Source organism: uncultured Planktosalinus sp., assembly GCF_963973675.1.
Classification (GTDB): Bacteria; Bacteroidota; Bacteroidia; order Flavobacteriales; family Flavobacteriaceae; genus Planktosalinus.
In genome coordinates, this window is sequence record NZ_CAXBAN010000378.1 from 1 (window position 1) to 2,517 (window position 2,517).

At 37.0% G+C, this 2,517-nt stretch carries 5 protein-coding genes; all 5 read left to right on the forward strand.

The annotated features are described in order from the left end of the window. Positions 1-2 precede the first annotated feature (2 nt). The 5 genes from AACY61_RS12275 to AACY61_RS12295 all read left to right on the forward strand — a co-directional run bounded on the left by AACY61_RS12275 (position 3) and on the right by AACY61_RS12295 (position 2,348). Positions 3-596 carry a Crp/Fnr family transcriptional regulator gene (locus tag AACY61_RS12275; RefSeq protein WP_339611866.1) on the forward strand — a complete coding sequence of 198 codons (594 nt, stop codon included), beginning with the start codon at positions 3-5 and terminating at the stop codon, positions 594-596. Between the two features lie 80 nt (positions 597-676). After that, entirely contained in the window at positions 677-970 is a 294-nt protein-coding gene (locus tag AACY61_RS12280; RefSeq protein ID WP_339611867.1) for a hypothetical protein, read from the forward strand. A gap of 14 nt (positions 971-984) precedes the next feature. After that, the gene (locus tag AACY61_RS12285) at positions 985-1,431 is read left to right on the forward strand and encodes a hypothetical protein (RefSeq protein WP_339611868.1); all 447 of its coding nucleotides are present in this window, start codon (positions 985-987) and stop codon (positions 1,429-1,431) included. A 7-nt stretch (positions 1,432-1,438) separates the two neighbouring features. Continuing rightward, a complete protein-coding gene (locus AACY61_RS12290) occupies positions 1,439-1,816 on the forward strand; it encodes a group III truncated hemoglobin (protein WP_339611869.1) in 378 nt (125 codons plus the stop codon). 91 nt (positions 1,817-1,907) lie between these two features. Beyond that, entirely contained in the window at positions 1,908-2,348 is a 441-nt protein-coding gene (locus AACY61_RS12295) for an OsmC family protein (protein WP_339611871.1), read from the forward strand. Positions 2,349-2,517: the final 169 nt, after the last annotated feature.

The window sequence follows — 2,517 nt, forward strand, 5'->3', positions numbered from 1 at the left end:
TGATAGCAGAAGATATTTTGTATACATTCGGAGCAGAGAAGCTTAGTTTTTTGAAAGGCGAACAAATCTTTTCGGAAGGACAACCGGCCTTGTGTTATTTTCAAATCCTGAATGGTGAAGTGAAAATGAACAATTTCAATGACGATGGTAAAGAGTTTATACAAGGCATTTTCTTTAAGGGTCAAAGTTTTGGAGAACCACCTTTGTTTGCAGATGTCAAATACCCGGCCCATGCAGAAGCTTTATCAGACGCTGAGGTTCTTCGGGTTTCAAAAGACAATTTTCTTGAGTTACTTAAAGCACACCCTGATGAACACCTCTCTATCACCAAAGCACTTGCCAGCCGTTTGTATTACAAAGCTATTATGGCTACAGAGCTTTCTTCCCAAGAGCCGGAACACCGCATTTTAAGAATTCTCGATTACCTCAAAAAATATGTTCACAACCTTCAAGAGCCTTTTTCATTTCAGGTAGATATCACACGTCAGCAAATAGCAGATTTAACCGGATTGAGAGTGGAAACCGTAATCAGGGCTACCAAGTCACTTGAAAAAAAGGGTGAACTCAAAATTAAAAACAGGAAATTATTCAGATAAATCCCTTATGACTTAGGTCATAAACAAAAAGCACTGCAAATTTTAATTTTACCCATTGAACCGATTAAACAATGGAAATTATGAATTTGTATCAAAAAGGACTCACTGAATTTCAGGAAATGTATTATTCGTATGCTGTTCTGGGAGTTATTGGCTCCAGTTGTATTGGCTCAATAGCAGCCATGTTGATTTTAATGAGCGGAACTTCAATTATTGAAATGATTCAGCTTTTTTTGGTTGTCGCAGTTGCGATGTGGTATAATGCCAGTGTGCTGGCGCAACTCAAAGCAAAGTTTGTCTATAACTCTCTGCTGTTAAGTTTATTAATGAGTGTTCTGCTGATTGTGTATCATTTAACCATACTTTATATCTAAAAATTATTTATACTATGAGAATCTATTTTTTAATTACACTACTTGTTTGTTTTACAGTTGTTTCGTGTGCAGAAGGAAGTCAAAAAGAAACCTCTTCTGAAAGTAAAGATCTACATCAGGGAACTCAGGAAGGCTATCTTAATTTAAAACTTGACAACAGCTCCAAGTGGCAAGCTAATATTGAAACAACCGAAGGGGTAAAAGAAATGCAAAAGCTTGTTTCAACCTTTATCAAAGAAAACAGTAACGATTACATTGCTTTAAAAGAGCAACTGGAAGCCAACTTTGCTTATATTTTTGAGAAATGCACGATGAAAGGCGAATCGCACGATCAATTACACAACTATTTATACCCTATGAAGATACTTTTTGAAGACTTGACAAAAGACCAACAAACAGCACAACAAGCTGTAATCGATTTACAGCAACACATTCCGGTTTACTTTCAATACTTTGAATAATCATCTTATGCAAGACATAAAAAACAGAGATGATGTGTATTTGCTGGTTTCCTCCTTTTATGCCAAGGTGCGCAAGAGTGAGGAAATCGGTCACTTTTTTAATGATACCATTACTGACTGGGAGGAGCATCTGAAAAAACTCACCGATTTTTGGGAGAGCAATCTTTTTTTTAAAGCTAAGTTTAAAGGCAACCCTGCAAAAGCTCACATCAAATTAGACCAAAAATATCACAATGCTCTTCAAATGGAACATTTTGGTAACTGGATCAACCTCTGGTTTGAAACTATTGACTCTCTGTTTGAAGGCGAAAACGCCAACCGCGCCAAAAATAATGCGCGTAAAATGGCTTCTCATTTGTACCTTACTCTTTTTGAAGCCCGTTAAATACCGTTTCCCTGACGCTTGTCATAGTTTGAATCTATTCTTCATACTACTTTTGATATGATATTAAATGTTCCATTTTAAACCCTTGCATATGGCAGATTCACATGAATATTCAGTAGACCTCAACTGGCAACAAGATCGAAAAGGCACTATGAGTTCAGCGGTATTAAACACGACTATTGAAGTAGCAACCCCTCCCGAATTCCCTAAAGGAATGCCCGGAATCTGGTCCCCTGAGCACTTGTTTGTGGCCTCTGTTTGCAGTTGCCTGATGACAACATTTCTGGCTGTGGCCGAAAACTCAAAACTTGAGTTCTCAAACTTTGAATGCCATGCTAAAGGTGTTCTAGCTAAAAAAGATAATAAATTTCAAATCACTGAGGTTCATTTGTTTCCATCGGTTACAATTCCTTCCACTGAAAAAAAGGAACGCGCAGAGCGCATACTTGAAAAAAGTGAACAACATTGTTTGATTTCGAACTCCATTCTTTCAAAAATCAGTATGCAAACAACAGTAAAGGTGGCTGGCTGATTTCAGAGGTTCAACTGGGTTTTGTTCCAAGAACTTTTTGCTTTACTTTTTTTAAAAACACAGAAGTTCCTCTCTTGAAATCTATTGGGAAACTTCAAGGCGACCTTTTTTAAGTTCGCATCGAAATATGTATCTTTACCTCTGTGAATTTTTTCTAATCAACACAATT

What these genes read in the sequence shown, in the direction of transcription:
- AACY61_RS12285 (WP_339611868.1), top strand. Translation starts at nt 985, where the DNA reads ATGAGAATCTATTTTTTAATTACACTACTTGTTTGTTTTACAGTTGTT.
- AACY61_RS12290 (WP_339611869.1), top strand. Translation starts at nt 1,439, where the DNA reads ATGCAAGACATAAAAAACAGAGATGATGTGTATTTGCTGGTTTCCTCC.
- AACY61_RS12280 (WP_339611867.1), top strand. Translation starts at nt 677, where the DNA reads ATGAATTTGTATCAAAAAGGACTCACTGAATTTCAGGAAATGTATTAT.
- AACY61_RS12295 (WP_339611871.1), top strand. Translation starts at nt 1,908, where the DNA reads ATGGCAGATTCACATGAATATTCAGTAGACCTCAACTGGCAACAAGAT.